The organism is Streptomyces puniciscabiei, from assembly GCF_006715785.1.
Taxonomy (GTDB): domain Bacteria; phylum Actinomycetota; class Actinomycetes; order Streptomycetales; family Streptomycetaceae; genus Streptomyces; species Streptomyces puniciscabiei.
In genome coordinates, this window is sequence record NZ_VFNX01000002.1 from 441,330 (window position 1) to 467,525 (window position 26,196).

General features: G+C 71.5%; 18 protein-coding genes and 2 pseudogenes. 13 read left to right on the forward strand and 7 right to left on the reverse strand.

Annotation, left to right across the window (positions count from 1 at the left end):
- Window position 1 precedes the first annotated feature (1 nt).
- The 3 genes from FB563_RS32895 to FB563_RS32905 all read right to left on the reverse strand — a co-directional run bounded on the left by FB563_RS32895 (window position 2) and on the right by FB563_RS32905 (window position 4,347).
- Window positions 2-841 carry a class I SAM-dependent methyltransferase gene (locus FB563_RS32895; protein WP_055703875.1) on the reverse strand — a complete coding sequence of 280 codons (840 nt, stop codon included), beginning with the start codon at window positions 839-841 and terminating at the stop codon, window positions 2-4.
- Between the two features lie 87 nt (window positions 842-928).
- A complete protein-coding gene (locus tag FB563_RS32900; RefSeq protein ID WP_234357564.1) occupies window positions 929-1,357 on the reverse strand; it encodes an XdhC family protein in 429 nt (142 codons plus the stop codon).
- Between the two features lie 5 nt (window positions 1,358-1,362).
- On the reverse strand, window positions 1,363-4,347 hold the full coding sequence (locus tag FB563_RS32905) for an NACHT domain-containing protein (RefSeq protein ID WP_055703877.1): 2,985 nt from the start codon (window positions 4,345-4,347) through the stop codon (window positions 1,363-1,365).
- A gap of 449 nt (window positions 4,348-4,796) precedes the next feature.
- Between FB563_RS32905 and FB563_RS32910 the strand changes: the two genes are divergently transcribed.
- Entirely contained in the window at window positions 4,797-5,546 is a 750-nt protein-coding gene (locus FB563_RS32910; protein ID WP_142218408.1) for a transposase family protein, read from the forward strand.
- Between the two features lie 1,688 nt (window positions 5,547-7,234).
- Window positions 7,235-7,942 carry a hypothetical protein gene (locus FB563_RS32915; protein ID WP_055703992.1) on the forward strand — a complete coding sequence of 236 codons (708 nt, stop codon included), beginning with the start codon at window positions 7,235-7,237 and terminating at the stop codon, window positions 7,940-7,942.
- A gap of 285 nt (window positions 7,943-8,227) precedes the next feature.
- On the opposite strand, the gene FB563_RS44465 is transcribed toward FB563_RS32915, so the two are convergent.
- Window positions 8,228-8,563, reverse strand: a complete 336-nt coding sequence (locus FB563_RS44465) for a LysR substrate-binding domain-containing protein (protein ID WP_055703991.1) — start codon at window positions 8,561-8,563, stop codon at window positions 8,228-8,230.
- Between the two features lie 3 nt (window positions 8,564-8,566).
- Window positions 8,567-8,749, reverse strand: a complete 183-nt coding sequence (locus FB563_RS44470) for a hypothetical protein (RefSeq protein WP_055703990.1) — start codon at window positions 8,747-8,749, stop codon at window positions 8,567-8,569.
- 276 nt (window positions 8,750-9,025) lie between these two features.
- Here FB563_RS44470 and FB563_RS32925 point away from each other — a divergent pair, with 276 nt between their 5' ends.
- The 10 genes from FB563_RS32925 to FB563_RS32970 all read left to right on the forward strand — a co-directional run bounded on the left by FB563_RS32925 (window position 9,026) and on the right by FB563_RS32970 (window position 22,806).
- Window positions 9,026-10,198, forward strand: a complete 1,173-nt coding sequence (locus FB563_RS32925; protein ID WP_055703989.1) for an NAD(P)/FAD-dependent oxidoreductase — start codon at window positions 9,026-9,028, stop codon at window positions 10,196-10,198.
- A gap of 128 nt (window positions 10,199-10,326) precedes the next feature.
- Window positions 10,327-11,667, forward strand: coding sequence for a 2-oxoadipate dioxygenase/decarboxylase (hglS, locus tag FB563_RS32930; RefSeq protein ID WP_055704000.1), 1,341 nt, complete (start codon window positions 10,327-10,329; stop codon window positions 11,665-11,667).
- 24 nt (window positions 11,668-11,691) lie between these two features.
- Complete coding sequence (gene amaB / locus FB563_RS32935) at window positions 11,692-13,221, forward strand: L-piperidine-6-carboxylate dehydrogenase (RefSeq protein ID WP_055703988.1); 1,530 nt, start codon at window positions 11,692-11,694, stop codon at window positions 13,219-13,221.
- Window positions 13,222-13,236: 15 nt separating this feature from the next.
- Window positions 13,237-13,932: an orotidine-5'-phosphate decarboxylase gene (gene pyrF / locus FB563_RS32940; protein ID WP_055703987.1), complete on the forward strand. Its 696-nt coding sequence runs from the start codon at window positions 13,237-13,239 to the stop codon at window positions 13,930-13,932.
- An 85-nt stretch (window positions 13,933-14,017) separates the two neighbouring features.
- Window positions 14,018-14,713 (forward strand): alpha/beta fold hydrolase, encoded by a 696-nt coding sequence (locus tag FB563_RS32945; RefSeq protein WP_055703986.1) that lies wholly within the window; start codon window positions 14,018-14,020, stop codon window positions 14,711-14,713.
- Window positions 14,714-14,879: 166 nt separating this feature from the next.
- Entirely contained in the window at window positions 14,880-15,848 is a 969-nt protein-coding gene (locus tag FB563_RS32950) for a cyclase family protein (protein ID WP_055703985.1), read from the forward strand.
- An 84-nt stretch (window positions 15,849-15,932) separates the two neighbouring features.
- On the forward strand, window positions 15,933-18,818 hold the full coding sequence (locus FB563_RS32955) for a SpoIIE family protein phosphatase (RefSeq protein WP_055703984.1): 2,886 nt from the start codon (window positions 15,933-15,935) through the stop codon (window positions 18,816-18,818).
- A gap of 127 nt (window positions 18,819-18,945) precedes the next feature.
- Window positions 18,946-20,493 (forward strand): sugar ABC transporter ATP-binding protein, encoded by a 1,548-nt coding sequence (locus tag FB563_RS32960; RefSeq protein ID WP_055703999.1) that lies wholly within the window; start codon window positions 18,946-18,948, stop codon window positions 20,491-20,493.
- Window positions 20,490-21,572 carry an ABC transporter permease gene (locus FB563_RS32965; protein ID WP_055703983.1) on the forward strand — a complete coding sequence of 361 codons (1,083 nt, stop codon included), beginning with the start codon at window positions 20,490-20,492 and terminating at the stop codon, window positions 21,570-21,572. Before FB563_RS32960 ends, FB563_RS32965 begins: the two co-directional genes overlap by 4 nt.
- Window positions 21,573-21,642: 70 nt before the next feature.
- A complete protein-coding gene (locus tag FB563_RS32970) occupies window positions 21,643-22,806 on the forward strand; it encodes a substrate-binding domain-containing protein (RefSeq protein WP_055703982.1) in 1,164 nt (387 codons plus the stop codon).
- Between the two features lie 40 nt (window positions 22,807-22,846).
- On the opposite strand, the gene FB563_RS32975 is transcribed toward FB563_RS32970, so the two are convergent.
- On the reverse strand, window positions 22,847-25,231 hold the full coding sequence (locus tag FB563_RS32975; protein ID WP_055703981.1) for a phosphoketolase family protein: 2,385 nt from the start codon (window positions 25,229-25,231) through the stop codon (window positions 22,847-22,849).
- 390 nt (window positions 25,232-25,621) lie between these two features.
- On the opposite strand from FB563_RS32975, the pseudogene FB563_RS44475 reads away from it, so the two are divergent.
- Window positions 25,622-25,994 (forward strand): annotated as a pseudogene (locus tag FB563_RS44475) (TSUP family transporter); the annotation flags it as partial.
- Window positions 25,995-26,016: 22 nt separating this feature from the next.
- Here the strand turns inward: FB563_RS44475 and FB563_RS44480 are convergent.
- Window positions 26,017-26,184 (reverse strand): annotated as a pseudogene (locus FB563_RS44480) (metal-sensing transcriptional repressor); the annotation flags it as partial.
- Between the last annotated feature and the right edge of the window lie 12 nt (window positions 26,185-26,196).

Sequence of the window (26,196 nt, forward strand, 5' to 3'; positions counted from 1 at the left end):
GTCACCGAAGCCGTGACACAACCAACTCGGTGAGGTAACGCTTGCTCACCCGGCCGCCGTACCGCCGGTCGATCAGTGCCGCGATGCACTCCAGCAGCGCGGTTCTGGACGCCACCGGAAGAGCTCGGTGACCGGAGTAGGTCCGCAGCAGCTCGAGGTAGTCCGCCGTGGCGTAGGTGAGATCCCGCTCGTAGCGGCGGAAGACGGTGGGCCCGAACCGGCCGCTGCGGGCCACCTCCTCCGCATGGTCCGAGCCGTTGACGTCCTCGGCCGCGGGAAGCCGAAGCCCGGGCGGCGTGGCGGGGTCGAAGCGCTCGTAGCAGCGCTGGACCTCCACGAAGAACTCCTCGGTTCCGCCCCGCACATGCTGGGTGCGCACCACGGCGAGCGCGCCGGACGGACGCAGCGCGTCGGCGGCCTTGGCCACCCGCACCACGGGGTCGATCCAGTGGAACGCCGTCGCCGAGACGACCGCGTCGAACGGCTCGTCAGGCAGCGGCCACTTCTCGAACTCCGCGGTCACCACCTCCGCCTGCCCGGCCCCGGCGAGGTTGCGGCGGGCGAGCGCGGCCATGTTCGGCCCCGCCTCGACGGCCGTGATCCGGCAGCCGCGCCGTGCCAGTGGCACCGTCGCCTGGCCGGTCCCGCAGCCCACCTCCAGTACGCGGCTGCCGGGGCGGACACCGGCGAGTTCCGCCAGGTCGTCGTACAGCTCCGGCGGATATCCCGGTCTGACCCGGTCGTAGAGCTCCGCCGCTTCGTCGAATGTCCGGCTCAGGTGCGCCCGCCGGGACTCCTCGGGCCTGTCGTCGCGTTGCGCGTTCGGGGCGTTGTGGGACACCCGGAGCAGACTAGCGAGGTCCGCCCTGTCGCGAGCGGAACCGTCGGTGGCCGTGCGGCCCGGCACAGGCCGAGCACCGGCAGACCGTCAACGGGAGCGTCCCTCGCGCAGTACGCGGACCTCGCCGCCGTCGAGAGCGCCGAGCACCTCGGCGCAGATGGCCAGCGCCGTCTCGGCCGGGGTGCGAGCGCCGAGGTCGAGGCCGACGGGGCCGTGGATGCGCCCGAGGAGTTCCTCGTCGAGACCGGCCTCGGTGAGATCCGCGGCACGGCGGGCCCGGGTATGGCCTGAGCCCAGGGCACCGACGTAGGGGACGCCGGTGGTCAGGGCGGCGGCCAGGACGGGGACGTCGACGTCCGGTTCATGGCTGAGGATGATCAGGCAGGCGGCGGCCCGGTGCCGGGCGAGCAGCCGGACGGCGCGTCCTCGGGGACGGTCGCCACCGTGGCGTGCCAGTCCAGCAGGCGGGCCCGCGCGGCGAGCAGCTCGCAGGTGGGGGGGGATGGCAGCCGGCATCGGCATCAGCCACGGCGTCCGGCCCCGGGGTGTCGGGCGCGTGTCGGTCTGAGCGTTGTGTCTGCCGCCGCGTCCTTCGACGGCGTGCGGGTTCGCTCTGCCATCGCTCCCCAGAATCGGGCGAGTTCCGAGGTGGGCATGCCCTGCCAGCCGGCCCGCTTGCGCCGGAAAGTGCGGCGTTCCACCAGTGCCTGCTGCTGTCTGCAGAAGGGCTCACGCAGTTCGCCGGCGGGCCGTTCTCCCTTCGGGGGGTAGGGACACAGCTCGAACTTGCAGCCGCGCAGACAGCAGGTGCCGGGTTCGGCCCTTCCCGGCATGCCGACCGTCCGCTCGGGATGCAGGACCGTCCGGTCCATCTTCAGGCAGGGCGGCAGTTCGGTCCGGTTGGTCCGCTCCAGCCGGGCATCGATCGCCGCTCCGTCCCGTTCCGTGAGGTTGAGCAGCAACAGGACGTCGGCAAGGAGTTGCTGCGCCCGCGGGTGCAGTGTGCTCCACCCCACCGAGGGTGGAATCCACAGGTTGTGCTTGCGATGGACCGTGGGATCGGCGGGGCTTGAGCCGATCTTGAGCGTGGCCCCCGTCTCGTCGATCCAGATGAACCGCTCTGGGTGCCGGGTCTGCAGCGCGAGCGCGGCGAGGTCCCCGGCCTCCGCGACGAAGGGGTGCAGGCGCTTCCCGTCGTCGGTCGTCAGTTCGTCTGCCGGCCGATCCCTTGGGGCCTGCGAGCCGCCGGCCATGCTCAGCCACCGTTCCACCGCTTGCAGCGGCTCGCTGCTGTCCCGGTCGGCGTCGTGCGCGTCAGCCGATGCGTCGCCACTGTCGGGCAGTTCCCACAGGCACAGGGCGTGGATGAGTGTGAGCTGCGAGTACCAGTGGCGTGCGTGCGTGAGCATGCGCTCCGCCTGTTCGATCAGGAACTCGCGGGTCTCCTTGGAGGTCGCCGGATGCCGCCGCCGCCGGTTGGCGGCACTCTTGAAGCCTTGGGCGAGGGCGATCTCCAGGGAGATGGGCAGGTCGGCCTTTCCCGTCACTGCGTTCGGGACCAGGTGCCGCAGCCAGAGATCCATGCGTTCCCGGGCCTGGCCCCTGCGGTCGGTGCCCACGGAGCCCACGACCATGGGAACCAGCCAGGCCCTGGTGACGAACTGGCGCCAAATCTCAGCGGTGGTCGTCGTCTTCTCCGCCTGTTGTTCGGGGTCGGCAGCGGAGAGGGCGCCGAGCTTCTCCTCACGTTGCAGGCTCTCCTCGTACTGCCGGTCGGCCATGGCCTTCTTGTACTGTTCCCACGGGTCGTATTTGTCGGTGTCGGGGTCCTCCCTCTTCTTCGGCCACGGGAAGAGCTTCCTCAGCGCGTCGAACGCGTTGTCTCCGCCCGCTCCTATCTCCTGGGCGATGGCCAGCCTGACGGGATAGCTGGGCTCTTTCCAGCTGATGCGCATCAACTGCCCGTACGCCGGCCTCACGTAGTTCTTGTCCTTGCTCGCGCGGTCCAATCTGCGTGCTGCCTCGCCGAAGCGGTGGACAAGCCTCAGCTTGGCTTCATCGAGGGTTCTCGCGTCTCCTTCGTTGAGGTTCGGCCACCGCTGCAGCAGCACCTTGGCGATGTCCGTGTGAGCAGAGTCCTCGATCGTGCCGGTGTCGATCTCGAGGGCCGCGGCGTACAGATCGAGGGCTTTGTCGTCCCGACGGCCGTCTGCCGCGTCCATCAGCAGCTTGATCGTGTCCTTCTGGGGTGCGTCCGGGGCTCGTCGCGAGCGCATGATCAAGGCGATGAGAAGTTCGCGACCAGGGTCGCTCAGAGCTGTCTCCAGGGTTCCGTCGGACGCCTGTTGAACGGCGTCGAGAAAAGAGGAGCCCAGATAGGCCTGGAGGATGCTGTGCGGGAACCGCACCTTGTGGTTGTACGCCTCGACCAGGCCCAGTTGTTCACCGTGTGCCGCGTAGCGCGACAGAATCGTCTGCCAACAGGCTTTCGATGCCTCCTGCGGCAACTCCGTCACACTTTTCCTCTGGCTCCATTCGATCAGTTCGCTGAAATTGACTTCCAGTCGGTCCTTCAGCAGTCCGATGCAGGCCAGCGCTGAGATCACGGAGATGGTTTTCCTGCGCTGCTCCTGCGGGATGTCGAACTGAGCCCGCAGGTGACCGTCGACGAGTGCCTTCACCCAGGTGCTCAGGAGGCTCGCCCGGATCCCTGAGCGGTCATGCGCCCGGGTGTCTATCTGGTTCTCCTCCTGGGCGCCTTCGTTGTGGTCGAGGAGCTGGCACTGCCGAAGCTGACGTGCTATCTGCAGATACAGCGGCGACTCCGCGACCGCGGCCGTCTCAACGATCCAGTCCAGTCGCCGGTCGTCCGCACCGGCGCCTTGCTGCGCCAGATACGTGAGCGCGGCCTCGTCACTGAGCGGCTCGAGATCGATCACGGCTGCCTGGGTGCCTTCCAGTGCGGTGTGCGGGCGCGAGGCGATCACCAGGGGAAGACCCTGCTGCGCGGCTCGTTCGATGGCCCGACGGATCACGCCGTCACGATCGGCCTGGTCGTCGTCGTCACAGAACGCCTCCTCGAGCCCATCCGCCAGGACCACGGCCTTGTCGTCGTAGCAGAGTTGTCGCCACACCCGTTCCGACTGGGACCTTGATATCACCCCCGGGTCCACCAGATCGGAAAATCGCTTCTTGGCCAACTCACTGAAATTCAGATTCCCGTTGGCGAGGTCGGCTCTGCGCAGATGGATCGGTACGGGAAGCGCTCCTTTGTCCGCCAGGAGTTGCGTCAGTTGCACGAGTACCGCCGTCTTTCCGCTGCCGACGCCACCCAAGATCACATACGGCCGGCGCCGGCGGCGGTTGCGCAGTGACTGTGCCAGTACCGCGCACAGTTCTTTACGGCCGACGACCTCGTCGAGGATCGTTCCGGCCGTGGGCACCAGATCCCGGGGGTTCTTCCTGGCGGTCCGACGCACCCGCCGTATGGTCATGAAGTGCTGCATGTCAGGAATGTGGCCGCACTCAATGCGAGCGCAAGGAAAGGTGTGGTGAAGCTGATGACCGCACCGCATGACTGGCCTTTGGCCTTGCAGGTGTTTTCCACAATTCGAGGTCCGCCGCCCGCGATGACGGAGAGGGCCAGCCCTACCCAGGCCAAGAAAACCGCCGCGCCTGCGAACGCTCCGAGCCGCAGGTAGGTCGCGGGTGTCCTGCGCAGCCACCACCGCCGGGCGAGCGGGACCCGGCGTCCCATCTTTCGTTGAATCCGGACCATCCGCCTCCGGCGCCCGTACATGACCGCGCGGGACAAAAGCCTTTTGCCGCGCAGAGAAAGTGAGCCTTTTCAGCGTGGCCACCGATCGGGTGATGACCTTGGTGCCCGCAACGGACAGGGCTCCCGTGCCGTTGGGTGAGGTGTTCGAAGTCTCAACCTGCCGGTCCAGGAGCCCTGTTGGTTCCCTATCCTGCCGCACTCGACCTGCCTCATGCGCTGGTCGAGTGGGTCACGATGCTTATCGTCACCCGCGAGGGTGACCGCCGCTGCAAGCTCCCGCCGCACCAGCGCGCCCTCGTCGCTCTCGCCTACCTGCGCAAGCACGAGACTCTCGCGCAGATCGCCGCCGGGTTCGGCATATCCGTCGGCACCGCCCACGCCTACACCACCGCCGTCGTGCGGCTCCTCGCCGACCGGGCGCCGGGCCTGCTCAAGACCCTGCGCGAGCACGACCCGGACTACGTACTCCTGGACGGCACCCTCAGCGAGTGCGACCGCCTGGGCGACGGACGCGCCGATTACTCCCACAAGCACCGGCGCCACGGCGTGAACGTGCAGGTCGTCACCGATCCCGTAGGCCAGCTTCTGTGGATCTCGCCGGCCTTGCCGGGCCGTGCTCACGATCTGACCGCCGCACGCACCCACCGCATCATCCGAATCTGCGAACGCCAGGGCGTCCCGATCGTCGCCGACCGCGCCTACATCGGCGCCGGCTCCTGGGCCACCACCGCCATCCGCCGCCCGCCCAACGGCGAACTGTCACCGACCGAGCGGACGCTGAACCGGGCACTCGCCCAGGCCCGCGCTCCCGTCGAACGAGGTGTCGCCCGCCTGAAGTCCTGGCGGATCTTCCGCCGCAGCCGCTGCAGCCCGAACCGCATGACGGACATCGCCGCCGCAGTCCTCACCCTGGAGAGGCAACGTTGAAAAGGCTCAGTGACTCGTTCGGCGCTCGGTATCTTCCCTCAGGATGGCGGATGACCTGACTCATCGCGGTCTTCCTCCGCTGGCCCGGTATACGTGATGCCATTAACCACGCTACACGCCCCATGGGCGGCATGCAGCCGGTGAGTTGACGCAGCCGGGGCCGATCGACGCTGTTCGCGGCCCTCGTCCCCGGTGATGCGGACCAGGCGCTTCGGGCCTGGTGGCACACGCTGTGCCGCCGGGCTTCGTACCAGATCGAGCCGTACGGCTACAGGGCGCTGCCGGACACGTCATAACGCAGTGACGTTGATCAACGAACGGGTGGGCAGCCTGACGACAGAGTGACGGGTGCGCGTGTCAGGGGCGCTCCCCCAGCGTCCCGACGGCCACGCCATGGACAAGCTGCCCTCACCCTCCCCGCCGAGTGACGCCGCAGGCCAACGCCGACGACGGGCGCTGATCGCGTGCGAGACGGGCGGCCGCCCCGCGCAGCCGAGACCGGCAGGGCGACCACAACCGGCCCTGAGCGCCAGGGCGGCCAACTGAGCACTCCGCCACACGGACGCCGCGCGACTCAGCCGGCTACGGCGTCTCTCTCCCCGCCGCACGCCTGCGGCGCACGGCCGAGCGCGGGATGACGACGACGCTCGCGCTCACCGACCGGGACACCATCGCGGGCACGGAGCGCTTCGTCACCGCCGTCGTGGCCGGCGGTATGCGCCTCCATCTTCGGCGTCGATGTCGCCGTCGCCCGCTCACCTGGCCCGACCAGGCCGCCGGGCGGCCGCGTACACCCGCGCTCGGCGGCGCCTGCGTGATCGAGCCGCCGCCGCGGATCACCCTGCTCGAGCAGAACGCCACCGGGTGGGCGACGCTGTGCCGCCAGGTCTCTGCCGCACATGCCGAGGCCGACGGCGCGGCGCCGGTCGTTTCAGGGCCTGCCTCGCCCCCATACGCCGAGCAGGAGCGGGGGATGCTGCTCAGCCCGGCCTCCGAACCGGTGCGAGCGACTGTCCGCCGGCTGCCCCGACGCCACCGAGCCGCCATGTTCCGCCTTGGGGACTCGTCGGGGCCGATCGGCGCCAAAGTAACGTTCCACAAACCGGTCGCACTCGCTGAGCGTTTTCAACGCCGCCGCTCCAGGGTGAGGACGGCCGCGGAGATCGACGACATTCGATTCGTCCAAGCGCGGTCGGACGAGGATGGGGGGTGGGAGGGAGCTTGCAGCCGCGGTCACCTGGCGGATGACTGCCGCAGGGTACGGAAGCAACGCGGCTCCTGTGCCTGGGGGCTGAGACTTGGACACCTCCCCCAACGACATGGACGCCTCGGCGGCTGAGACTCAACTGACTGACGAATCTCCCAGTTTCGTTGAGCGAGCAACGGAGTCCGGGCGCGGACAGCAAGCATGCCGCTTCCTTCGCCCAAAGGCCGAGGAGGGCCAGGACGCTCGAGCAGGTGCGGGACCGAGCTTGATGACGCATGCTGGATGTATCGAGTGTCCTGATATGGGAGTTCTCAAGTGTCAACCGGGCCGCGCCGGTACGACGCGGAGCCTTCACTTTCGGTGAACCGTGGCAGCAGTACGTCTCCGAACGATCAAGGGCAGTGCCATGAATCGTCCTCTGAGAAGGCACGCCGGCCCACCCCAGTGGCCAAGCTACCGAGGAACCTCCCACTTCGTGGGAGTGAGCCCGAGCGGGGCAGTAACCGTCTACGTTGATCCGAGCCTTGGAGCGCAGGGCCTGCAAAACGCCACCGACCTCGTCAGCGACGCCGACCGCGTCTTCAAGCTGAACAACACCATCTTCGACACCGCCGGCACCCCCGTCAGCGTCATCATCTTCGCTCTCGGCGGTGTCACCGACGGCTCCGGGGGTGCGGACCACATGGGCTGCACCTTCCAGAACGGGGGCGCCATCGAGGTGGATGCCTCGTTCGGCAACTCGGCCCGTGTGTCCGGCCTGTTCGAAGCCGAGCTGAGCGAGTGCGCGATGAACGGTCGGCTCTGCGGGCTCAGTACCGGCGAGGCCCTCTCACGCTGGTGCGCCGCCGTCGCGAGCGACAACGCCCTGGTGGACTTCGCCACAGCACCGTTCTGGGCCGAGAACGGCATGCGGAACTTCGTCGACAGAACTGACGACACCGACACCAACCCGATCAGCAACGGCTGCGGGGTGGCGTTCATCTCCTGGCTGGCCAGTCTGGGACACAAGCTGCCTCAGATCGCCCAGGCCATGGTTGCACTCGGCGATGCGGGTACGCTGGCCGCGCTCTACGCCGACCTGACCGGCCACCCCAAGGACCAGGCGTGGTCGGAGTTCAAACTGGCCATCAAGGGGCTGGTGGACGGGGTCACCAGCGACGACCCGTTCGGGGCGTTCCCAGCCATGTGAGGCCTTCTGAAGGCGCCTCTTCCGGGTCCGTCCTGCGGACGGACCCGGTCCGGCTCGTGGAGCGCGGCGTGGCGTTAGCCCGCCGCGCTCGGGCGGCGTGCAGCCACCAACCCGCAGATCGCGGCCACGACGAGCGAGGGCAATAGGCGCCCCGGTCCGGCACTGTTGTTGATGTGCGGAGGTCGGCACTCGGAGGTGTGGCGGGTGGCGGGCGTCCATCAGTAGGACACGGAACGCATGCGTGCAGGCAAGCGGTGGCATGACCGGCCGCCGACGCTGTGTCGGTCACGACTGGCCCGAACCGTCACCCGGGGCGCGCCGCGCCGGAAGTCTCAGGAGCGCGACCACTTCCGCCCCTGAGGCCGAACGTGTCATCCCCTGCCGGTGGGACAGCGGCCTTCTCGCTCGGGGCGGCGCTCCGCGGACGCGCCCCCCCCCGCCGCCGGCCTCGACCAGGGCCAGGGTGGCGGCCGTGTCCGTCACCTCGTGCAGCACCCGGGGTTCGCAATCGGCCCGGCGGCAGACGGTGAGCACAGCCCGGCCGTAGTCGCTGCCGGCCGAGGGCAGGATCCAGCCCAGGTCCCGGGTGCCGGCAAGGGAGACCTTGTGCCGGCCGGGCATGGCTCACCCCGCCGCGACGGATCGCGCGGGATCGGCGCGCCCGGGTAGGTCAGGCCCACGGCCCACCTGCCGCAGGGCCGGCGGCAGGATCTCGGCGGCGGCCGTGGCGAAGAGGCCGACCCGCAGCGTCCTCGATGTCTCGCTCCGGGTGCGCTCCAGTGCTTCCACGGCCTCGGCCTCCGTCATGAGGAGGCGCTCGGCGTGCAGGGCGAGGGTCGCTCCGGCGTCGCGATCTGCTGCGAAACCCCGCCCGGGATGGATCCCAGGGCTTCCGCGACCGCGGTGATGGTGCCGCGTCGGGTCAGTTCAGACTTCGGACGCAGGAACCGTTGATGGACGTCAACGGTTGGCTTGCTGCACGATGACGCGCAGACAGCTGATCCGCATCGCTCTGTCACTGACAGCTCCGCCGCCCCGGAAACGCATCCGTCCGACGGGGTGTCCCTGGAAGGGAGTGGCCCGTTGTCCTCCTCCGCCTTCCGCACCGTTCCGTCCTCCGCCGATGTGGTGATCATCGGTGGCGGCGTCATGGGTGTGAGCACCGCGTTCCACCTCGCCGAAGCCGGCGTGACGAACATCGTCGTCGTCGAGCGCGGCGAACTCGGCTGTGGCAGTTCGGGCAAGCCGATCGGCGGCGTACGTGCCCAGTTCTCCGATCCGCTCAACATCGAGCTGGGCAGCCGCAGCCTGCGTGCCTACCAGGACTTCGCCCGGCGTCCCGGCGCGGGCATCCGGCTCGACACCGTCGGCTATCTCTTCGTGCTCGACAGCGAACAGCAGGCCGTCGACTTCGAGGCCGGTGTCGAGCTGCAGAACGGCCTGGGGGTACCCAGCCGCATGATCGGCCCCGACGAGGCCCGGCGCCTGTGTCCCTACCTCAGCACCGACGGCCTCGTGGCCGCCGCGTACTCCCCCACCGACGGGCACGCCCGCCCGGGACTGGTCGTCCAGGGGTACGCGCAGGCCGCTGCCCGGCGCGGCGTCACGATCGCCACGCACACCGAGGTCGCCGGAATCGACACGGCCGGGAACCGCGTCGTCGGCGTCCACACCAGCCGAGGGCGCATCGCCTGCTCCACCGTCATCTGCACGGCGGGCGCCTGGTCGGCCCGGATCGGCGACATGGCGGGCGTCAACCTGCCGGTACGGCCCGTGAAACGGCAACTGGCGTTCACCGCACCGCTCACACCGCCCGCTCCTCGTATCCCGTTCACCATCGACTTCTCCTCCACCGCCTACTTCCACAACAGCGACGACGGTCTGCTGTTCGGGCTCGCCGACCCCGCCCAGGAGGACGGCTTCGACACCACCTGGTCCCCGCAGTGGCTGGAGCTGTTCCGCAGCGTCGCCCGGCACCGCGCCCCGGCCCTGGCCGGCATGGAGACCACCGGTGGATGGGCGGGCCTGTACGAGGTCACACCGGACCACAACGCGCTCATCGGCCGCTCCGATGAGCTGCCCAACTTCCTTTATGCCACCGGGTTCTCCGGTCACGGCTTCCTGCAGGCGCCCGCGGTCGGCGAGGTCATGCGCGACCTCTGCCTGGAGCGTGAGCCGTTCACCGACATCTCCCCGCTCGGCGCCGACCGGTTCCGCCAGGGCGCCGGCGTCCGCCCCGAAGCACACGTCGTGTGACTACCGATGCCTCAGGTGAGGTACGTACCGATGGCTCACTCGGTTGTGAACCCCGATCGAAAGGCCGAACCGTGTCGACGATCAGTCAGTGGCAGCTGCGGGCCGCGTTCGCGGAACGGCTGTCGCACATGTACGGGCAGGAGGTTCCCGCCTACACCACGCTCGTGGACGTCTCGCGCGAGGTCAACGAGGAGGTTCTGCGCGCCCAGGGAGCGGACGCCGAACGCCTCGGCTCCATCGGACGGGTGACCGCCGAGCGGCACGGCGCCATCCGGGTCGGCACACCGCGGGAACTGCGGCAGGTCGCTCGCGTCTTCGGCGCCCTCGGCATGCACCCGGTGGGGTTCTACGACCTGCGGGAGGCCGCGGCCAGTGCCGTACCCGTCGTCTCCACGGCGTTCCGGCCGGTCGAAGGCGAGGAGCTGGCGCGCAATCCCTTCCGGGTGTTCACCTCGATGCTCACCCCGGCCGACCCCCGCTTCTTCGACGCCGACCTGCGCACGCGCCTCGAGACCTTCCTCGCCGGCCGCGAACTCTTTCCCCCGGAGCTGCTCGCCCTGGCCGACCGTGCCGCCGCCGAGCGGGAGCTGCCCGAGGACGAGGCCGAACGCTTCCTCCAACTGGCCTCACGAACCTTCGAGTTGTCGCCCGAGCCGGTCGACAGGGCCTGGTACGAGACCCTGGAGCGGATCTCCGCCGTCGCCGCGGACATCGGCGGTGTGCGCAGTACGCACATCAACCACCTCACCCCGCGTGTCCTGGACATCGACGAGCTGTACCGGCGCATGACCGAGCGCGGCGTCGAGATGATCGACACCATCCAGGGACCGCCGCCCTGGAAGGGACCCGATGTGCTGCTGCGGCAGACCTCCTTCCGGGCCCTGGCCGAGCCCCGCGCGATGCGCACCCCGGACGGCAGGGTGGTCAGCGGCGCCCTGCGGGTCCGCTTCGGCGAGGTCGAGGCCCGCGGCATCGCCCTCACACGCGAGGGCCGCGCCCTGTACGACGAACTCCTCGGCCGCGTCGACGAGCAGGCGTCCCAGCACCCCCCGGAGACCCGTGGCGAGATCGCGCGCGCCGTCTGGGAGCGGCACATGCCCGCCGGCGAACAGGAACTCGCCGCCAAGGGACTGGCCTGCTTCACCTACCGGGTCGCCCCGGACCGGCCGCGCGACGGCAACCGGCCGCCGAACGCCCTCGGTGACCTGGTGCGGCAGGGCTGGGTACGCGCCGAGCCCATCGTCTACGAGGACTTCCTGCCCCGCTCCGCCGCCGGCATCTTCCAGTCCAACCTCAGCGGCGAGGGCAGCCGCGACAACGCCCAGCAGGGCACCGCCTACGACGCCGACTGGCTCTCCGGCGCCATCGGCCGCGACGTCCTGGACCCCTTCGACCTCTACGAGCGGCAGCAGAACCGCTCCCTCGCAGGCGTCGCCCGCGAACTCGGCCTCAACGGCATCCCCGGCTGACCTTCCACACCATGAAGGACCACCATGACCAGCACCGCACTGCCCACCACGGACGAGCTGCGCGTCCGCGCCCGTGCCGCCCTTCGGAACATCGGCGTCGACGCGGCCGAGGGCACCGGCCTCCACGCCCGCACGCCCCTGACCGGTGAACACCTCTTCGGCCTGGCGGCCGCCACCGACGCGGACGTCGAAGAGGCCCTCGCCGCCGCCCGCACGGCCTTCCTCACCTGGCGCATCACGCCCGCCCCGCGCCGGGGTGAACTCGTCCGCCGGCTGGGCGAGTTGCTGCGGGAGCACAAGGGCGACCTGGCCGACCTCGTCACCATCGAGGCGGGCAAGATCCGCTCCGAGGCGCTCGGCGAGATCCAGGAAATGATCGACATCTGCGACTTCGCCGTAGGCCTGTCCCGTCAGCTCTACGGCCGTACGATCGCCTCCGAACGGCCCGGACACCGGCTGGCCGAGACCTGGCATCCGCTCGGCGTGGTCGGTGTCATCTCCGCCTTCAACTTCCCCGCCGCCGTGTGGTCGTGGAACACCGCCGTCGCCCTCGTCTGCGGCGACACGGTGATCTGGAAGCCCTCGGAGCTCACCCCGCTGATCTCCCTGGCCTGCGACCACCTGCTCGCCCGCGCCGCTGCGGAGGTGGGCGCGCCCCGCGATGTCCACCACCTGCTCCTCGGCGACCGCGCGGTCGGCGAGAAGCTCGTCGACGACCCCCGCGTCGCCCTGGTGAGCGCCACCGGTTCCACCCGCATGGGCCGCGAGGTCGGCCCCCGCGTCGCCGCCCGCTTCGGCCGCAGCCTGTTGGAACTCGGCGGAAACAACGCCGCGATCGTCACTCCGTCCGCCGACCTCGACCTCGCCGTCCCGGCCATCGTCTTCGCCGCCGCCGGCACGGCGGGCCAGCGCTGTACGACGCTGCGCCGCCTCATCGTCCACCGTGACATCGCCGACACCCTCATCGAGCGGCTGACCGCCGCCTACACCAAGCTGCCCATCGGCAATCCCTTCGACGACACCACCCTGGTCGGCCCGCTCATCTCCGCCGCGGCGCTCGACGCCATGCGGAGCGCCCTGACCCGGGCCCAGGCCGAGGGCGGCAAGATCCTGGCCGGCGGCAACCGGCGCCTCGCCGAGGCGGCTCCTGCGGCGGCGTACACCGAGCCCGTCCTCGTCCGCGTCGGCGAACAGACCGACGTCGTACGGGAGGAGACCTTCGCGCCGATCCTCTACGTCCTCACCTACGACAGCCTCGCCGAGGCGATCGCCCTGCACAACGACGTCCCGCAGGGCCTGTCCTCCAGCATCTTCACCCGCGACCAGCAGGAGGCCGAGATCTTCCTGTCCGCCGCCGGCTCGGACTGCGGCATCGCCAACGTCAACATCGGCACCTCCGGAGCCGAGATCGGCGGTGCCTTCGGCGGCGAGAAGGACACCGGCGGCGGCCGGGAGTCCGGCTCCGACGCCTGGAAGTCCTACATGCGCTCGGCCACCAACACCATCAACTACTCCAGCGAACTGAACCTGGCTCAGGGCGTCAGCTTCCTGTGACGGCACAATGGCGGGGTGGATCAAGACAACCGCGTCATCGTCGCCCTGGACTGCGACAACCGTGCCGCTGCCGAGCACATCGTCGATCAGCTGGGCGACGAGTGCCGTTTCTACAAAGTCGGCCTGGAGTTGCTCACCGTGGCCGGTCCCGATCTCGTCCGGCGCCTCGTCGGGCAGGGCAAGGAGGTCTTCCTGGACCTCAAGCTGTTCGAGATCCCGCACTCGGTGGCCGGTGCGGTCCGCGCCGCGGGCGCGCTGGGCGTGTCCATGGTGACGGTGCACGGCATGGGCGGCTTCGGCATCATGACGGCCGCTGCGGACGCGGCCCGGGCCTTCCCCGGGCTGCGTGTGCTCGCCCTGACAGTGGTCACCTCCATGACCGACGACGACCTTGCCGACATCGGCATCGGCCACTCGACCGAGGAGCAGGTGCTGAGGCTGGCCCGGCTGGCGGGCAAGGCCGGCTGTCACGGCCTGATCGCCTCGCCCCAGGACGTCGCGGCACTCCGGAGCGCGCTCGGGGCCGATCCGCTGATCGTCACTCCCGGAGTCACTCTGCCCGGCGATTCCCCGGCCGAGCACGCCCGCCCCGGAACACCGCGCGCCGCCCTCGCCGCCGGCGCCTCGCACGTCGTCGTGGGGCGCACGGTCACGCGCGCCCCGGATCCGGCGGCCGCGTTCCGTCTCGTCCGCACCAGCCTCACCGGCTGAGGCTCGCGGGACCTCTCGGGGCAGTTCGTTCTGCTGTGGGACAAGATTGCCGCGCCCCGGACGGCGTGCGGGTCAGGATCGACGCATGCGACCGCTCTTCGTCCTGGTGCACAGTCCGTCCGTGGGCCCTTCGACCTGGCACCCCGTGGCCGAACACCTGAGGGCGCGGGGATACGAGGTACGGGTGCCTTCCCTGCTGCACATCGGCGCCGGCACCCCGCCCTTCTGGCCCCGGGTCGCCGACGCGGTCCGCGCCGACCTCCGGCAGGTCCCGTCCGACGGTCCCGTGACCTTGGTGGCCCACAGCAACGCGGGCCTGTTCCTCCCGACCATCCGCTCCGCACTCGACCGTCCGGTCACCGGCTCGGTCTTCGTCGACGCCGCACTGCCGGCCCGGGCGGGAGCAACGCCCGTCGCCACGCCGGAGTTGCTGGAGTTCCTCCGTCCGATGGCCGTGAACGGCAGACTGCCGCGCTGGACCGACTGGTGGGACGAAGCCGACGTCGCGCCCATGTTCTGCGATCCGACGATGCGGAAGACCGTCATCGACGAGCAGCCCAGCCTGCCGCTGTCCTACTACGAGCAGCACGTCCCGGTCCCCGACGGCTGGGACGACCACCCCTGTTCCTACGTGCTGTTCGGTCCGCCGTACGAGGCCCCGGCCGCCGAGGCGCGCGAACGTGGCTGGCGGGTGACACACCTGCCCGGCGCACACCTCCACCAGATCACCGATCCCGCCGGCACCGCCCGCTGCCTCCTCGACCTCGCCGGCACGGTCTGACGCGAGGGGTTCCGGGGGCAGGCCCCGCGGACGTGTGAACCGGCGATGCGGCGCACGTCGTGCCAGGCTGGGAGTCCGGGTCGGCGGGCTCGCACCGCCGTATCCCGTTGCCGGAGCGGTGCCCCGCTACCGGGGCCGTGTCGACGCGTGGGAACGGTGAGTACGGATGAGTCCGAACGCCACGGACGACCCGGATGCCGGGCCGGCCGGTGCCGGCCACGGGCCTGCCGTCTCGCGTCGGGAGTTCGACGCGCTCTTCGAGGCGGTCCGCACATGGGGCCGCTGGACCCCGGCCGACCGCGGCGCCTGGAATCGGGTGACCGCGGAGCATGTGCGGCGGGCCACGGGCGCGGTGCGCTCCGGGAAGGTCGTCCCGCTGGCGCTGCCCTGGAACACCCTGCCCGGCCCCGACAACCCCAGGCCCGCCGTGCACCACATGACCGATCTCGGTGACGTGCAGAGCCCCGAGCCCTCCACCCACAAGGACTTCATCGGCGCCGAGTACCACGGCAAGGCGGTCACCCATCTCGACGCCCTGTGCCATGTCGCCTACCGGGGGCGGCTCTACGACGGCCGGGCGGCGAAGGACCTCGTCGGCGCGGCAGGTGCCCGCTTCGGGGCGGTGTCGGCGCTCGGCGCCCTCGTGACCAGGGGAGTTCTCCTCGACCTCCCCGCCGTCCTGGGGGTCCCCTGGCTCGAGCCGGGGCAGGCGGTGCACGCGCAGGACGTCACCGCCGCGGAGAAGGCGCTCGATGTGACCATCGGCGAGGGCGACGCGGTGCTGCTGCGCTCCGGGCACGCCCGCCGCCGCGGGGAGCTCGGCCCCTGGGACCCCGACGCGGCGAGCGCGGGCTTCCACGTGGACGCCGTACCGCTGCTGGCCGAGCGCGGCATCGCGCTGCTCGGCGGTGACGGTGACAGCGACGTACGGCCCTCACCCGTCGAGGGCGTGCACTCGCCTGTCCATGCCCTGGTCGTGGCCGCCATGGGGGTGCCGCTGCTCGACAACCTCGATCTGGAGGCCCTGTCGGCCGCCGCGGCCGAGGCGGGACGGCATGAGTTCCTGCTCGTCGTGGCGCCGCTGAACGTGCCGGGCGGGACGGGCTCGCCCGTCAATCCCGTCGCCATCCTGTGACGATGCACACCCGATGTCCGTATTCTCGTCTTTGTCTTATTGTTTTGGAGAAGCTCACTCTTGCAGGCGCGAGCGAGGCGTAGCATGGGTCGGCCCGCCGGGAAAGCGAATCCGAGGGGACGTGCGACAGACGGCACGGGTCCCGCCCGTTCCCGTGAGCATTTCCTGGAGGGTGAGCCGGTCGACGCCGGTGTGCGCCCCTCCATCTCGAACTCGTGGCAGCGCTGCCGGGCCCTGGGGCTCTCGCCCGACCAGTCCAGCCCTCCCTTCCGGGCCGACTTCGATCCTGACGCCCGTATCGTCCGGGCGGCCGTGCCGGTGCTCGACCGGCTGCAGTCCTGGTTCACCGGCAGCAAGATGAACATCTGCGTCGCCGATGCGAGCGGGACGGTCCTGCTGCGCCGTTTCGGCGAGACGTCCTTGGCCAGAAGCCTCCCGGCGTTCCAGCGCGAGCCCGGATTCGTGTTCGCCGAGCAGCACGCCGGCACCAACGGAATCGGCCTCGCACTCGCGGAGCGGCAGCTCATCCAGGTCTACGGCGCCGAGCACTTCGCCGAGCGCTCCCAGGGCAACGCCTGCCGCGCGCTTCCCGTCCGCGACCCGATCAGCGGCCGCATCGAGGGCGTCCTGTGCCTGGGCTATCCCCGCAGCGCCGAGGACCCGGCGCTGGCCACCGTGATCCGCAGGGCGGCCCGCGCCATCGAGAGACGGCTGCTGGCACAGAGTTCCGAACGTGAGCGCGCCCTGCTGCGGGCGTATCTGGGCAGCACGGCCGAGACCGCCGCCGCCCCTCACAGCGTCGGGGTCGGCGATCTGGCCCTCGGGCTGCGCCCCCATGACCGGGCGATCCTCATGGAGAAGGCAGCCGAGCTGATCTCCTGCGCGCAGCTGGCCGCCGTCCGCGTTCCCCTGTCCGACGGCCGGTGCGTCACGCTGGTGAGCCGTCCGATGACGAGTGCCACCGGGGTGGAAGGTTTCGTCACCGAGGCCGTCCTGCCCGTCCCCGCACGGCACGCGTCCTTGGTCGTCCCGCGGTCGGCCGAGGAGCTGCTGCGCCGCCCCGCCGAACGGGCGGCCACCCTCGAACCGGCGGCCTCCGTCGTTCCCGCCGTCCCGCCGTCCACGGCCGTTGCGCCGCCCCGGGCGGTTCCCCCGGCCGCGGCAGCCGGCGTCATGCCCGGCCGAGCCGATACGCGCGGCACGGGCGCGCCGACGGGCGGACCCGGCGGCGCGGCGGGCGACCGCCCCGAGTCCCCGCCCCCGGCGAGAGGGCTCGTGCTGGTGGGCGAACCGCACGTGGGGCGGTACGCCCTCGCCGCGCGCCGCCGCCTGGAGCTGCTGTGCGACGCGAGCACGCGCATAGGCACCACCCTGGACGTGCGCCGCACCGCCCGGGAACTCGCCGAGACCGCGGTGCCGCGACTGGCCGACTACGTCACCATCGACCTGCCGGAGGCCGTACTGCGCGGTGAAGAGGCCGCCGACCCCCTCACCGACCTGTGCCGGACGGTGGTCCACGGCATCCGCGACGACTGTCCGTTCCACCCGGTCGGCAAACGCGTCGACTACGGCCCGACCACTCCGCAACTGCGCTGTCTGACGGGCGGGCAGGCGGTGCTGGAACCGGACCTGAGCACCGCCGCGGGCTGGCTCGCCCACGACCCCGAGCACACCGACGAGCTGCTGGCCCACGTCCACTCCCTCATCGCGGTCCCCCTGGTCGCCCGCGGCGTCGTCCTCGGCGTGGCCGCCTTCTACCGCGGGCGGGACCCCGCCCCCTTCGGCGACGACGACCGTTCGCTCGCCCAGGAACTCGCCGCCCGTGCCGCCCTGTCCATCGACAACGCCCGGCGTTACACGCGCGAGCGCACCATGGTGCTGGCCCTGCAGCGCAGCCTGCTGCCGCAGGGGCTGCCCGACCAGGACGCCGTCGAGGTGGCGCACCGCTACCTGCCCGCGGAGTCCGACGTGGGCGGGGACTGGTACGACGTCATCCCTCTCTCCGGCACCCGCGTCGGCCTCATGGTCGGCGACGTCGTCGGCCACGGCATGCTCTCCGCCGCCACCATGGGCCGGCTGCGCACGGCCGCCCGCAGCTTCGCCGAACTCGACTACCCGCCGGACGAGGTCCTCACCCACCTGGACAACCTGGTGGGGCGCCTCGACCGGGAGGAGGACGCCGCGGGAGAAGCGGGCATCATCGGCGCGACCTGCCTGTACGCCGTCTACGACCCGACCACCCAGCAGTGCTGCATGGCCCGCGCCGGGCACCCTCCCCCCGCGGTGGTCCGCCCCGAGGGCACCGTCTCCTTCCCCGACCTGCCCGCCGGGCCCCCGCTCGGCCTCGGCGGCCTGCCCTTCGAAGCCGCCGACATCGACCTGCCCGAGGGCAGTGGGCTGGTGCTCTACACCGACGGACTCATCGAGGACCGGAACCGGGACGTCGACCTGGTCCTCGACCGGCTGCGCGGCGCCCTGGCCCATCCGGAGCGCACACCCGAGGAGATCTGCGAGGCGGTCCTGGACACGGTGGCGCCGGCCCACCCCTGCGACGACATCGCCCTGCTCGTCGCCCGTACCCACGCCCTGGACCCGCAACGGATCGCCACCTGGGACCTGCCCGCCGATCCCTCCCTCGTCAGCGAGGTGCGCGCCTCGGCCCTGCGGCAGCTGGCCGACTGGGGATTCGAGGAGGCCGCCTTCGCCGCGGAGCTGATGCTGAGCGAGCTCGTCACGAACGCCATCCGCCATGGCTCCGGCCCCATCCGCGTACGCCTGCTGCGCGACCGCACCCTGATCTGCGAGGTCTCCGACACCAGCAACACCGCCCCGCACCTGCGCCGGGCCGCCACCACCGACGAGGGCGGCCGCGGACTGTTCCTGGTGGCCCAGCTGGCGCGGAGCTGGGGGACGCGCTACATCAGGCAGGGCAAGGTCATCTGGGCCGAATGCGGGCTCGACGGCGCCTGAGGCCGTCGGCACGGCTGATCCATTGGTGTCACAGCAGGAGGAAAATCCGGAAATACCACGATGTGCTCGACTACCATCTCAGGCGAAAGTCGGGAAGAAATCGCCATGCCGACCCCCGGAGATGTCCGTGCACGACCCTCCCGACACCTCTGCGCACGCGGTCGGCGCGTTCGGGACCGGCCCCCTGGTCCGCGTCCGCGGGCTCACCAAGCGGTTCGGCGGGACCCTCGCACTGGACGGGGTCGACCTCGACGTCCGGGCCGGCAGCGTCCTCGCCCTGCTCGGCCCCAACGGCGCCGGAAAGTCCACCCTCATCAAGGTGCTCGCGGGCGTCCACCATGCCGACGCGGGCCGGATCACGGTGGACGGACATCCGCTCGGCAGTCATGCCGCCGCGCACAGCATGTCGTTCATCCACCAGGACCTCGGGCTCGTGGAGTGGATGACGATCGCCGAGAACATCGCGCTGACCGTCGGATACCCGCGCCGCGCCGGTCTGATCTCCTGGCAGCGGACCCGGGAGCGCTGCGCCGACGCCCTGGGAACCGTCGCCGGCCACCTGGACCCCGACACGCCGGTCACCCGGCTCGGGCCCGCCGAACGTTCGCTGGTCGCCATCGGCCGGGCCCTGGCGGCCCGCGCGAAGCTCGTCGTCCTCGACGAGCCGACCGCCCGCCTTCCCGCCGCGGACTGCGCCCGTCTCTTCCGCGTGCTGCACACCCTGCGCGACCGGGGACACGGCATCCTCTACGTCACCCACCGCCTGGACGAGGTGTACGAGGTGGCCGACGCCTTCGCCGTCCTGCGCGACGGCCGGCTCGTCAGCCGCGGCCCGCTGGCCGGCCACAGCCCCGCCCGGCTGGTGCACGACATCGTCGGCGAGGAACCGATCCGCCATCGCCCCGCCGCGGGCCCCGCGGGCGGCCCCGCCGTCCTCACCCTCGACGGCGCACGGACCGCCGGCACGGGGGCGGTCACCCTGGAACTGCGGCCCGGGGAGGTGCTGGGCCTGGTCGGCCTCTCGGGCGCCGGGCACATGGGCCTGGGCCGCGCTCTCGCGGGCGACCGGCCCTTCCTCGGCGGCCGGGTACTAATCGGCGGCCGGCCCTACGGTCCCCGGTCGGTCGCCGACGCCGTCGCGCTCGGTGTCGGCCTCGTGCCCGGTGACCGACAGCGGGAGGGCTGCGCCACGGGGCTGACCGTACGGGAGAACCTCCTGGCCAATCCCCGTGCGGGGGGTGTGCCCACACCGCGCTGGATCCGTCCCCGCCGTGAACGCGCGCGGGCCGCGGAGCTGATCGAACGGTTCGCGGTGCGGCCCGGTGACAGCGAGGCCCCCCTCGCCACCCTGTCCGGCGGAAACCAGCAGAAGGTCCTGATCGGCCGGTGGCTCCGGCGGGACCTGCGCCTGCTGATCCTGGAGGAGCCGACCGCGAGCGTGGACATCGGAGCCAAGGCCGCGGTCCACCGCCTGCTCGACGAGGCGCTGGCCGCCGGCCTCGCGGTGCTGCTCGTCTCCACCGACTTCGAGGAGGTGGCGCACGTGTGCCACCGCGCCCTGGTGTTCGTCCGCGGACGCGTGACGGCCGAGCTGAGCGGTACGGGCCTCACGGTCGCGGGGCTCACCCGGGCGGCCTCGGCCCTGCCGGCCTCCGGAACCGCCACCGACTCATGACCGCCCCGCCCTTCTCGCCCCGCTCCCGGCCGCACCGACGAGGCCCGGCCTGGCACCTCGTGAGCGCCTACGGCCTTCTGGTCCTCACCGCCCTGCTCTTCCTGGCCTTCTCCCTCGCGCTGCCGCACACCTTCCCCACCCGGGACACCGTCGACTCGATCCTGTCCACCCAGTCCATCCCGGCCGTCCTCGCGCTCGCCGCCATGGTCCCCGTGGTGACCGGCGCGTTCGACCTCTCCCTCGGCTACGGCCTGGGCCTGGCGCACGTCATGGTGCTGCAACTCGTCGTCAACGACGGATGGCCCTGGCCGGCGGCCTGCCTGGTGGTGATCGCCGGAGGGGCGGTCGTGGGCGTCCTCAACGGTGTCGTCGTCGAGCTCGGCCGGATCGACTCGTTCATCGCCACCCTGGGAACCGGCAGCATGATGTACGCCGTGACCGGCTGGGTCACCGGCGGCGGCCGGATCGTCCCGGGCCCGCACGGTCTGCCGGCCGCCTTCACCGACCTGTACGACTCCAGGTTCCTCGGCCTGCCGCTGCCCGCCTTCTATGTGCTCGCCCTCGCCGTCGCCCTCTGGGTGGTGCTGGAGCGGCTGCCGCTGGGCCGGTGCCTGTACGTCATCGGTGCCAATCCGCGCGCCGCCGAGCTGGTCGGCATCCCGACCCGCAGGTACACCGTCTACGCGTTCACCGCGTCGGGACTGATCGTCGGCTGCGCCGGTGTCCTGCTGGCGGCTCAGCAGGAGATCGGCAATCCCAGCGTCGGCCTGGACTATCTCCTGCCCGCGTTCGTCGGCGCCCTCCTCGGCTCGACCGCGATCAAACCCGGCCGCCCCAACGCGCTGGGCACGGTCGTCGCCGTCGCCGTGCTCGCCGTCGGCCTCACCGGGATCGGGCAGTTGGGCGCCGACTTCTGGACGATCCCCCTGTTCTACGGCGGCACCCTGCTGCTCGCCGTCGGCCTGGCCGGCTACTCCGCCCGCCGGCTGCGCACCGGGGCCGACGCTCCAAGAGACGCACCGGCCGTGCCACAGCCGCCGCCCGCAGCCGGAGGTGGAGCCGCCGGCACCACTCCCTGACCCACACCAGGGCACCTCATGCCGGTTCGCCGGCCGCTCCCTGACGCCCGCCCCTTCGCGAGGAGCTCCCGTGCACCGAAACCACACGGCCACCTCCCGCGCCGTCACGGCCCGGTCCGTCTGCCTCGCGCTGCTGGCCGCGACGATCGCCCTCACCGGCTGCCAGCGCGGCTCGTCGCACGGCCCCTCGGTGTCCACCAGCGGCCCGGGCGGCTGCCCCACGGCCCAGGCCAGGGCCCGGACCGCCGTCGCACGGGCGCAGCAGACGGACACCGCCTGGAACGGGCCGACCAGCGGCCCCAGGGCGGTGTCCGGCAAGACGCTCGTGTACGTCGCGCAGACCATGACCAACCCAGGCGTCGCAGGCGTCGCGGACGGCGTGCGGGAGGCCGCGAGGGTCATCGGCTGGCACGTCCGGGTGATCGACGGCGGCGGCAGCCCGGCCGGCATCCAGGCGGCCCTGAGCGAGGCCGTGGCCCTCAGGCCCTCGGGCATCGTCATCGGTGGCTTCGACCCCGGTTCGACCTCGCAACAGGTCGATCGGGCCAACGCGGCCGGCATCCCTCTCATCGGCTGGCACGCGGTCGCCTCTCCCGGACCCAGCACGCGGCCCGCGCTCTTCACCAACGTCACCACCCGGGTGGAGGACGTCGCCGGCATCAGCGCGCAGTGGATCATTTCGCTCTCCCACGGCCGGGCCGGGGTCGTGCTGATCACCGACGCCTCGATCCCCTTCGCGCGGAAGAAGTCCGAGCTGATCAGGAAGGAGCTCGCCACCTGTTCCGGCGTGCGGCTGCTCGCGTACGAGAACATCCCGATCCCGGACGCGAGCAGCCGCACCCCGCCCGAGATCTCCTCCCTCCTCTCCCGCTTCCAGGACAGGTGGACGTACTCCGTCGCCATCAACGACCTGTACTTCGCCGACGCCGCCCCCGCCTTCCGCGCCGCCGGCAAGCAGGGCGCGGGCCCGCCCTTCAACATCGGTGCCGGCGACGGTGACCCGTCCGCCTTCCAGCGGATCAACAGCGGGCAGTATCAGGCCGCCACCGTTCCCGAGCCGCTGTCACAGCAGGGCTGGCAGATCGTCGACGAATTCAACCGCGCCTTCTCCGGCCGTCCCGCGAGCGGTTACGTCGCCGCCGTCCACGTGTCGACGGCCGCCAACAGCGCCGGAGCCACGACCTGGGACCCGCCGGGCTACCGGACGGCGTACCGGAGCATCTGGGGCAGGTGAGCCGCTTTCGGTTCCCGGTTCCCGCGCGTCCCGGAGACGGTCAGCCGTCCCACGACCAGTCGGCCACCTCGGGCAGGTCCGTGCCGTGTTCGCGGATCCAGACGTGGTGGCGCTGCCGGGCGTCGCCCATCCGCTGGCGTACGGCCGCCGACCGCACCGCCAGACCGGGGACACGGTCGATCACGTCCATGACGAGGCGGTAGCGGTCCAGGTCGTTGCGGACCACCATGTCGAACGGCGTCGTCGTGGTCCCGATCTCCTTGTAGCCACGCACGTGCAGGTGGTGGTGCCCGGTCCGGCTGTAGGCCAGCCGGTGGATCAGCCACGGGTAACCGTGGTAGGCGAAGATGACCGGCTTGTCGGCGGTGAAGAGGCCGTCGTACTCGAAGTCGGTCATCCCGTGCGGGTGTTCCTCGCTCGGCAGCAGACGCGCGATGTCGACGACGTTCACCACACGCACCGCCAGCCCGGGCAGCTCCCTGCGCAGCAACTGGGCCGCCGCCAGCACCTCCTGGGTGGGCACGTCGCCCGCGCAGCCCAGCACCACGTCGGGCTCGCGGGTACCGTCCTCGGTGCCGGCCCACTCCCAGATGCCGGCGCCGCGCGCGCAGTGCGCCTTCGCCTCCTCCATCGACAGCCAGTCGAAGCAGGGCTGCTTGCCTGCCACGACGACGTTGACGTAGTCGCGGCTGCGCAGCACATGGTCGGCGACCGACAGCAGCGTGTTGGCGTCCGGCGGCAGATAGACCCGTACCGCCTCCGGGCTCTTGTTGAGGATGTGGTCGACGAACCCGGGATCCTGGTGGGAGAAGCCGTTGTGGTCCTGCCGCCAGACGTGCGAGGTGAGCAGGTAGTTCAGGGAGGCGATGGGGGCCCGCCAGGACAGGCGGCGCGTGGTCCGCAGCCACTTGATGTGCTGGTTGACCATCGAGTCGACGATGTGCACGAACGCCTCGTAGCAGGAGAACAGCCCGTGCCGGCCGGTGAGGAGGTACCCCTCCAGCCAGCCCTGGCAGGTGTGTTCGGAGAGGATCTCCATGACCCGGCCGTGCCGGTCGAGGTGTTCGTCCACCGGCAGGATCGCGGCCTGCCAGGCCTTGCCGCTGGCGCCGTAGACGGCCTGCAGCCGGTTGGAGGCGGTCTCGTCGGGGCCGACCAGGCGGAAGTCACGGCGGTCGGCGGTGGCCGCCATGACGTCCTGGAGCAGCTCGCCGAGGACGCGGGTCGGTTCGTGCAGGGTGGCGCCGGGCTTGTCGACCTCCACGGCGTACCGCTCCAGTGGCGGCATCGGCAGCTCGCGCATCAGGAGCCCGCCGTTGGCGTGCGGGGTGGCCCCGAGCCTCCGGGCCCCCTCGGGGACGCAGGCGAGCACGTCCGGGCGCGGGGCGCCGCGCTCGTCGAACAGTTCCTCGGGGCGGTACGACCGAAGCCACTGCTCCAGCTGTCGCAGGTGCTCGGGGTTGTCCCGGACGGCGGCGAGCGGCACCTGGTGGGAGCGCCAGGTGCCCTCGACCGGCAGCCCGTCGACCTCGGCCGGTCCGGTCCAGCCCTTCGGGGTGCGCAGCACGATCACCGGCCAGCGGGGCCGGTCCGTGGCCCCGTCCTCGCGGGCGGCCCGCTGCAGGGCGGCGATGCGGTCGGCGGCGGTGTCCATGGCCTCGGCCATCGCGCGGTGTACGGCCGCCGGGTCGTGGCCGGTGACGTGGATCGGCTCGTGGCCGTAGCCCCTGAGCAGGTCGTCGAGTTCCGCCTCGGGGATCCGGGACAGCACGGTCGGGTTGGCGATCTTGTAGCCGTTGAGGTGCAGGATCGGCAGGACGGCGCCGTCCTCGACCGGGTCGAGGAACTTGTTGGAGTGCCAGGAGGCGGCCAGCGGTCCCGTCTCCGCCTCGCCGTCGCCGATCACACAGGCGACCAGCAGGCCGGGATTGTCCAGCGCGGCGCCGTAGGCGTGGGAGAGCGAGTAGCCGAGTTCGCCTCCCTCGTGGATCGAGCCCGGCGTCTCCGGGGCGACGTGGCTGGGCACCCCGCCGGGGAAGGAGAACTGCTTGAACAGCCGGGCCATGCCCGCCGCGTCCCGGGTGATGTCCGGGTAGGTCTCGGTGTACGAGCCCTCCAGCCAGGAGTTGGCCAGGACGGCGGGGCCGCCGTGCCCCGGTCCCCAGACGCACAGGGCGTTGAGGCCGCGGGCCTTGACGAGGCGGTTGAGGTGGGTGTGCACGAGGTTGAGGCCGGGTGAGGTGCCCCAGTGACCCAGGAGGCGCGGCTTGACGTGCTCGGGGCGCAGCGGTTCGGTCAGCAAGGGGTTGGCCATGAGGTAGATCTGGCCGACGGAGAGGTAGTTCGCGGCGCGCCAGTGCGCGTCCAGCGTGGCGAGCTCCTGGTCCGTGAGCCCGGCGGGCGCCTGCTGCGTGTCGACGGACATCGGGTTCCTTCCGGATCGGACGGCGGTCGGGGCGTGACACGTGCCCGGGCGGGCACAATGCCCACCCTCCGGCGGACCGCCGGGTACCCGACAGGGCCGTTCGGGCCACGGCCGCCGGCGAGGTGGCTCCTTCTGGCCGGCTCGGGGCTGAGGTCCACCCCGTACAGCGTCCGTCCACCGCTGGACACCGGCCCGGTGACCGGCTCCGACCGGGTGTACGAACACCTCCCGGAGGCACGGGGCCCGAGGCACGCTGGTAGGCGACAGCGCCACCGGGAAGCGGCCGTGCGGCGGCACTGCCGGGTGGCCGACGCCGGCAGCGAATCCACCGCCGGCCCACCGGCAGGTGAACCGGTCACCCGTCGGTCCGGCCGGGGTCGTCGGGGGCGCCTGCCGGTGGCGTTGCCGGCCGTGGCCTTCGCCGTAGTCGCGGCCGCCGCGGTGGTACGCGGCCGGGACGGGCGGCGGCGGCCGGGACGGGCGGCGGCGGCCGGGACGGGCGGCGGCGGCCTGTGCCGGGCTGGGCATTGTCACCGGCGTACTCGGCGCGGGCAGCGGCTTGCTCGCGGTCCCGGCGCCGGTCGACGTCCTCGGCCTGCGTATGCGGGCGGCCGTGGGCACCAGCCTGCTCGTCATCACCGTCAACTCACTGGCCGCCCTGCCGCTGCATGCCGGTACGGCCGACGGCCTGGACCGGTCCGTCGCCGGACCGTTCGCCGGGACGGCGATCCCGGGCGCCCGGAACGGCAGGCGCCTGCCGGCGACCACGCGACCGCGACGGCCTACGCGAAACCGGCCCGGTCGAGGGCAACGGGGTGGGCGGCCGGCTGTGTGACGACGTCTTCGCAGTCCCGCCCCGCCTCGATCATCCGGATCACGCCGGAGACCTGGCCCGGCGAGTACGCCTGCGGCCACCTCCCAGAGGCGCAGGCACCTCGATCCTGCGTCCGCAGCTCGTCACCGGA

Bases quoted from the DNA above. Each gene is read 5' to 3' on its own strand.
- FB563_RS32975 (WP_055703981.1), bottom strand. From the start codon at position 25,231: ATGTCCGTCGACACGCAGCAGGCGCCCGCCGGGCTCACGGACCAGGAG.
- hglS (WP_055704000.1), top strand. From the start codon at position 10,327: ATGTACGGGCAGGAGGTTCCCGCCTACACCACGCTCGTGGACGTCTCG.
- amaB (WP_055703988.1), top strand. From the start codon at position 11,692: ATGACCAGCACCGCACTGCCCACCACGGACGAGCTGCGCGTCCGCGCC.
- FB563_RS44470 (WP_055703990.1), bottom strand. From the start codon at position 8,749: ATGACGGAGGCCGAGGCCGTGGAAGCACTGGAGCGCACCCGGAGCGAG.
- FB563_RS32900 (WP_234357564.1), bottom strand. From the start codon at position 1,357: ATGCCGGCTGCCATCCCCCCCCACCTGCGAGCTGCTCGCCGCGCGGGC.
- FB563_RS32965 (WP_055703983.1), top strand. From the start codon at position 20,490: ATGACCGCCCCGCCCTTCTCGCCCCGCTCCCGGCCGCACCGACGAGGC.
- FB563_RS32945 (WP_055703986.1), top strand. From the start codon at position 14,018: ATGCGACCGCTCTTCGTCCTGGTGCACAGTCCGTCCGTGGGCCCTTCG.
- FB563_RS32905 (WP_055703877.1), bottom strand. From the start codon at position 4,347: ATGCAGCACTTCATGACCATACGGCGGGTGCGTCGGACCGCCAGGAAG.
- FB563_RS44465 (WP_055703991.1), bottom strand. From the start codon at position 8,563: ATGCCCGGCCGGCACAAGGTCTCCCTTGCCGGCACCCGGGACCTGGGC.
- FB563_RS32950 (WP_055703985.1), top strand. From the start codon at position 14,880: ATGAGTCCGAACGCCACGGACGACCCGGATGCCGGGCCGGCCGGTGCC.
- FB563_RS32955 (WP_055703984.1), top strand. From the start codon at position 15,933: ATGGGTCGGCCCGCCGGGAAAGCGAATCCGAGGGGACGTGCGACAGAC.